The sequence below is a fragment of the Fictibacillus nanhaiensis genome (genome assembly GCF_042686385.1).
Classification (GTDB): Bacteria; Bacillota; Bacilli; order Bacillales; family Fictibacillaceae; genus Fictibacillus; species Fictibacillus nanhaiensis.
Genome location: NZ_JBHUPF010000010.1, coordinates 1 through 1,330, shown reverse-complemented (window position 1 = coordinate 1,330; position 1,330 = coordinate 1). Strand labels below are relative to the sequence as shown.

Genomic DNA, 1,330 nt, shown 5'->3' with positions numbered 1-1,330 from the left:
CAGCGTTCATCCTGAGCCAGGATCAAACTCTCCATAAAAGTGTTTGTCTTGCTCGTTTTTAAAACTGACGGAATTAATTCTTAATTCCTTACCTATTTCTTTTGTTCAGTTTTCAAAGAACTTTTTTGCAATAAAAAAGAAAATGTCAGAAACATTTTCTGAAAATGGTGGAGCTTAGCGGGATCGAACCGCTGACCTCCTGCGTGCAAGGCAGGCGCTCTCCCAGCTGAGCTAAAGCCCCAAATAACATATTCGTTATAATGGTCGGGAAGACAGGATTTGAACCTGCGACCCCCTGGTCCCAAACCAGGTGCTCTACCAAGCTGAGCCACTTCCCGTAAAAAACATGGCGCGCCCTGAGAGATTCGAACTCCCGACCTTTTGATTCGTAGTCAAACACTCTATCCAGCTGAGCTAAGGGCGCATGTATGTGGTGCCGAGGACCGGAATCGAACCGGTACGGTAGTCACCTACCGCAGGATTTTAAGTCCTGTGCGTCTGCCAGTTCCGCCACCCCGGCACATACAATAACTTTGGAGCGGAAGACGGGATTCGAACCCGCGACCCCAACCTTGGCAAGGTTGTATTCTACCACTGAACTACTTCCGCAAACTTATTTATTTATCAAATGGAAATTGGTGCGGGTGAAGGGACTCGAACCCCCACGTCAAAGACACTAGATCCTAAGTCTAGCGCGTCTGCCAATTCCGCCACACCCGCGTGTATAAATGGTGAGCCATGAAGGACTCGAACCTTCGACCCTCTGATTAAAAGTCAGATGCTCTACCAACTGAGCTAATGGCTCGTGCAAAATGGTGCCGGCTAGAGGACTTGAACCCCCAACCTACTGATTACAAGTCAGTTGCTCTACCAATTGAGCTAAACCGGCAAGTAAGAATAAATGGTGGAGGATGACGGGTTCGAACCGCCGACCCCCTGCTTGTAAGGCAGGTGCTCTCCCAGCTGAGCTAATCCTCCATTTTATATCTAGCCTAGCGACGTCCTACTCTAACAGGGGGAAACCCCCAACTACCATCGGCGCTAAAGAGCTTAACTTCCGTGTTCGGTATGGGAACGGGTGTGACCTCTTTGCCATCATCACTAGACCAGATTAGCGAGTTATTTTTATCTCGACAAGATAAAATTATACTCTATGTAATTCGTAAAAGCAAGAGAAATTTTTAATGATTTTCATCATTTTTTTGTTCTCTCAAAACTAGATACGACGTTTCCAAACGTTATGCATTTTAAGGATAAGCCCTCGACCGATTAGTATCTGTCAGCTCCACGTGTCACCACGCTTCCACACCAGACCTATCAACCTCATCAT

General features: G+C 46.8%; 9 tRNA genes and 1 rRNA gene. All 10 read right to left on the bottom strand.

What is annotated here, in order from left to right:
- Nucleotides 1-165: 165 nt before the first annotated feature.
- Nucleotides 166-241 (bottom strand) — tRNA-Ala (locus tag ACFS5O_RS19375).
- Nucleotides 242-261: 20 nt separating this feature from the next.
- Nucleotides 262-338, bottom strand: a tRNA-Pro gene (locus ACFS5O_RS19370).
- Nucleotides 339-347: 9 nt separating this feature from the next.
- Nucleotides 348-424 (bottom strand) — tRNA-Arg (locus ACFS5O_RS19365).
- A gap of 7 nt (nucleotides 425-431) precedes the next feature.
- Nucleotides 432-520: transfer RNA gene (locus ACFS5O_RS19360), tRNA-Leu, on the bottom strand.
- Nucleotides 521-534: 14 nt separating this feature from the next.
- Nucleotides 535-609, bottom strand: a tRNA-Gly gene (locus tag ACFS5O_RS19355).
- A 27-nt stretch (nucleotides 610-636) separates the two neighbouring features.
- Nucleotides 637-720 (bottom strand) — tRNA-Leu (locus tag ACFS5O_RS19350).
- A 9-nt stretch (nucleotides 721-729) separates the two neighbouring features.
- A tRNA-Lys gene (locus ACFS5O_RS19345) sits at nucleotides 730-805 on the bottom strand.
- A gap of 8 nt (nucleotides 806-813) precedes the next feature.
- Nucleotides 814-889: transfer RNA gene (locus ACFS5O_RS19340), tRNA-Thr, on the bottom strand.
- A 13-nt stretch (nucleotides 890-902) separates the two neighbouring features.
- Nucleotides 903-978: transfer RNA gene (locus ACFS5O_RS19335), tRNA-Val, on the bottom strand.
- 12 nt (nucleotides 979-990) lie between these two features.
- Nucleotides 991-1,106: ribosomal RNA gene (gene rrf / locus ACFS5O_RS19330) — 5S ribosomal RNA — on the bottom strand.
- Between the last annotated feature and the right edge of the window lie 224 nt (nucleotides 1,107-1,330).